The organism is Henriciella sp. (assembly GCF_049649345.1).
In the GTDB taxonomy this organism is placed as follows: Bacteria; Pseudomonadota; Alphaproteobacteria; order Caulobacterales; family Hyphomonadaceae; genus Henriciella.
Genome location: NZ_JBARZC010000671.1, coordinates 1 through 3874, shown reverse-complemented (window position 1 = coordinate 3874; position 3874 = coordinate 1). Strand labels below are relative to the sequence as shown.

General features: G+C 60.9%; 6 protein-coding genes. All 6 read left to right on the top strand.

Annotated features, from left to right (window positions below; genetic code table 11):
* Positions 1–159 precede the first annotated feature (159 nt).
* Positions 160–1008, top strand: a complete 849-nt coding sequence (gene puhA, locus WA989_RS18535) for a photosynthetic reaction center subunit H (RefSeq protein ID WP_424341950.1) — start codon at positions 160–162, stop codon at positions 1006–1008.
* Complete coding sequence (gene puhB, locus WA989_RS18530; RefSeq protein ID WP_424341949.1) at positions 999–1688, top strand: photosynthetic complex putative assembly protein PuhB; 690 nt, start codon at positions 999–1001, stop codon at positions 1686–1688. The genes puhA and puhB overlap by 10 nt, the downstream gene beginning before the upstream one ends.
* 4 nt (positions 1689–1692) lie before the next feature.
* Positions 1693–2172 (top strand): photosynthetic complex assembly protein PuhC, encoded by a 480-nt coding sequence (gene puhC, locus WA989_RS18525; protein ID WP_424341948.1) that lies wholly within the window; start codon positions 1693–1695, stop codon positions 2170–2172.
* A complete protein-coding gene (locus WA989_RS18520) occupies positions 2169–2459 on the top strand; it encodes a hypothetical protein (protein WP_424341947.1) in 291 nt (96 codons plus the stop codon). Before puhC ends, WA989_RS18520 begins: the two co-directional genes overlap by 4 nt.
* Complete coding sequence (gene acsF, locus WA989_RS18515) at positions 2459–3544, top strand: magnesium-protoporphyrin IX monomethyl ester (oxidative) cyclase (RefSeq protein ID WP_424341951.1); 1086 nt, start codon at positions 2459–2461, stop codon at positions 3542–3544. The genes WA989_RS18520 and acsF overlap by 1 nt, the downstream gene beginning before the upstream one ends.
* Positions 3544–3874 (top strand): DUF3623 family protein (locus tag WA989_RS18510; protein WP_424341946.1); only part of this gene is annotated, 331 nt, incomplete at its 3' end. The genes acsF and WA989_RS18510, both read left to right, overlap by 1 nt.

The window sequence follows — 3874 nt, the reverse complement described above, 5'->3', positions numbered from 1 at the left end:
CAGCATCGTCTACCACATCGAAATTCTGCTCCTGTTCGTCACACTCGCGGTGCTTGGCCCGATCGCATCGCATTCGAGACGTGACTCCGGGAGCTCAAAAAACAGCAAGTTCGGGCTGGCGGCGTTCCCTGACTAGGGCGCCTTATAGGGAGAAGGAAAATGATATTTGGCGGAGAATTTGTAGCTGGGATCGACCTCGTCGATGTGTCCCTCTGGCTATTCACATTGTTTTTTGTCGGGCTGATTTTCTACCTGCGCAAGGAAGACCGGCGCGAAGGCTATCCGCTGGAATCCGACACGACCGGGCGGCATGAACCGTCTGGCGTGTTCTGGATGCCGAAGAAGAAATCCTACAATCTGCCGCATGGCCGCGGCGAGCTGACGATGGCCTCTGGCCCGCGCGATGAGCGCGATCATGCGATCAGGCGCACCGCCGTCTGGCCAGGCGCGCCCTACGTGCCGACAGGCGATCCGATGCAGGATGGGGTCGGGCCGGCCTCCTACGCCAACCGCCAGGATGTTCCGGACCTGACCATGGAAGGCCTGCCGCGCATTGCGCCTTACCGCGCAAGCCCCGGCTATGAAGTCGCCAAGCAGGACCAGGATCCGCGCGGCCTCGACATTGTCGGGCTCGACAAGGTGGTAGCAGGCAAAGTGGTCGACCTCTGGGTCGACAGGTCCGAAGCCATGATCCGCTATCTCGAAGTGGAGGTGCCGGTTGCCGCTGTCGCGGTTGTGACTGAAAGCCGCCCTGTCGGCGAGGACCCGGTTGCGGCCGCTGCTGTGGTCGGCACGACCCGTGTGCTGGTGCCGATGCCCTTCGTCAAAGTGCATGGCGGGCTGAACCCGAAAGTGACGGTCGAGGCTGTCACGGCGGAACAGCTACAGGCCGCGCCCCGGACTGCAGAAGAGCTGACCGTCACACGCCTCGAGGAAGACCGCATCAGCGGCTATTTCGGCGGCGGTAAACTCTATGCAACGGCAGCCAGAAGCGAGCCATGGCTATGAAACTCTTTCACGACGAAGAAGACGGACCTCAAGAGCCCGTCCGCGGATTACCGGAGCGTCTGCCGGAAGGCGAGACCATTCTGTGGCAGGGGCAGCCAAGCCCCATCGCCCTGGCCTTTGGTGCTTTCCGGGTGCGCTGGGTGATTGCCTATTTTGTGGCGATGACAACGTTCCGTGTCGCCAATCTGACCGCCAGCGATGCGGCGACGGCTGCGATCAATGAAGCGGTGTTTGGCTCGCTCGCCTTTTTCGGCCTCGCCCTTGTCATCGTCTTCGGCCTTGCCTTTCTGATGAGCCGTGCAGCGCTGTTCACGATCACCGATCACCGCGTCGTGCTGCGCTATGGCGTCGCCATCCGCAAGTATGTGAACGTGCCGTTCGTGAAGATGGGCGCTGCCCAGCTCAGCCGCAAAAGTGCGCGGGTGGGTGACATCTCGTTCGAAGTGACGGGGCCAGGCCGACCGGCTTATCTCCACCTGTGGCCGTTTACGCGCCCGTTCAAATATTCAGATCCGCAACCGATGATGCGCGCGATTCGGGATCCGGACGCTGTGGCTGACATTCTGGCCCGCGCGGTACAGGCGCACGCCCCCGATGCTGTCGAGGTCGAGCTTGGCCGCGAGGCTGCCCGCAAACCGGCGCGCGACCGCGCCTCCGCATCCTCCATACCGGCGACATAAGGACATGACCGACGTGAGCGACCAGGACCACAGCCACGATATCAAAACGCCCAAGCCGGTGCTTGTCGCCGTCGGCCTCTTGCTGGCGAGCGTGACAGGCTTTGTCGCCATGGCCAGCGTTACGGGCGTCGGTGTTGCAGACCTTGCAGATCAGCCGACGGTCGAGCGGCTTGAGGTACGCTTCATGGATGAGGCGGATGGCGGGGTCGGCGCCTATGATCCGATGACCGATGACGTCATCCATGTCTTCGCGCCCGGTGAAGGCGGATTTGTCCGCACATCGCTGCGCTCGCTGTCGCTGGACCGCCGCAAGGCCGGTATCGGCCCGACGCCGCCTTATGAGCTTCTGAAATCGGCCAGCAGCAATGTCGTCCTGCGCGATCCGACGACCGGCAAATCGATCACGCTACGGGCCTTCGGCGACCTCAATGAAAATGATTTCGCGCAGCTTTTCGCCGCGCACACAGAAGGGCAGATGCCATGACAGACGCAAAACGGGTGCGCATTCCCTGCACGATCCGGATTTCCCACACCTGGGAGTCTCTGGAGGCTCACGTCGAGCTGCCGGGCAATAGCCAGCCTGAGATGGGCGACCGGGTGACGGTGCATGGCGCGCCGGTCCAGGTGCCGTTCGGCGAGACGATCACGATCCAGCGCGAGGCGACGATCAGACGGGCGAACCCGCTGGAAAAACTCTGGATCCGTATCCGGTCCATGTTCGAGCTCGATGAGCTCTATGAAGTCAATTTTACGACGGAGATCCTGCGATGATCCATCAGAACATCACTGCTGAAGAAGCGCTTGGCGACCGCGCGAGCGAGTTTGCAACCAATGACACCGCGCTGGAAAACACGCTGCTCAGCCCGCGTTTCTACACGACCGATTTCAAGGAAATGGACAAGGTCGATGTCTCCTCGGTGCGCGGCGAGTGGGACGCGCTGATCCAGGAGATGAAAGACGACCCGAACAAGGGCCATTTCAAGCGTTCCGAAGAGTTTGACGATATTCTCGACAAGCTGGACCCGAAGCTGCGCGCCGAGTTCGTGGACTTTCTGGTCAGCTCACTGACGGCTGAATTCTCGGGCTGCGTTCTCTACAAGGAGATCGCCCGCAAATCGAAAAACGCGGATGTGGCCAATCTGTTCAAGCTGATGAGCCGTGACGAGGCGCGCCATGCCGGCTTCATCAATCATGTGCTGCGCGACTTCGGCCTCGGTGTCGATCTCGGCTTCCTGACGAAGACCAAGAAGTACACTTTCTTCAAGCCGAAATTCATCTTCTACAGCGTCTATCTGTCAGAGAAGATCGGCTATGCGCGTTACATCACGATCTTCCGCCAGCTCGAAAAACATCCGAGCAAGCGCTTCCACCCGATCTTCAAATGGTTCGAGAAGTGGTGCAATGACGAGTTCCGTCATGGCGAAGCCTTCGCTCTGCTCATGCGGGCCGATCCGAAGCTGCTGAAAGGCCATAACCGGCTCTGGATCCGTTTCTTCCTGCTGGCTGTGTTTGCGACCATGTATATTCGCGATCATCGCCGCCCGGCCTTCCATGACGCCCTCGGTCTTGAGCCCAAAGAGTATGATCATGAGGTGTTCAAGCTGACGACGGAGATCTCGCGGCAGGTCTTCCCGATCGAACTCGATCTCGACAATCCGAAATTTTACGAGAAGCTCGAAAAGCTGCGTGGTCTTGCCGACAGGATGGAAGAGGCGAAGGCGAAGAAGGGCCTGTTTGCCAAGCTTGGCCGGATGGGCCTTGCGATGCGCTGTGGGCTTCATTTCGCCGGTATCTACTTCATGCGCACCAACAAGAACCGCGTGCCTGCGCGCGTGCGTCTGGAGCCTGTCTGGTAATGATCGAGACGTTCGCCCCGATCCTGATTGCAGTGCTGGCCTGGTGGGCCAGCACGGGCGTGCTGATCTGGCTGGTCGGGCGCGGCGATCAGGTCAGGCGCGCGGCGGCGATCGGCCTCAGCGTGCTTGCGCTCGGGGCAACGCTGGCCGTGTTCCAGCTTCGGAGCGTCGATACGATTGGCGGGGCCTATGCCGGTTTCGCAGCCGGGATCCTGATGTGGGCCTGGCATGAAGCCATGCTTCTCTTCGGCTATATTTCCGGGCCGCGCCGCACGCCGTGCCCGCCGGGCCTCAAAGGGTGGGATAGGTTCAGCATCTCGGCACAGGCCG

Bases quoted from the DNA above. Each gene is read 5' to 3' on its own strand.
- puhA (WP_424341950.1), top strand. From the start codon at position 160: ATGATATTTGGCGGAGAATTTGTAGCTGGGATCGACCTCGTCGATGTG.
- puhB (WP_424341949.1), top strand. From the start codon at position 999: ATGGCTATGAAACTCTTTCACGACGAAGAAGACGGACCTCAAGAGCCC.
- puhC (WP_424341948.1), top strand. From the start codon at position 1,693: ATGACCGACGTGAGCGACCAGGACCACAGCCACGATATCAAAACGCCC.
- WA989_RS18520 (WP_424341947.1), top strand. From the start codon at position 2,169: ATGACAGACGCAAAACGGGTGCGCATTCCCTGCACGATCCGGATTTCC.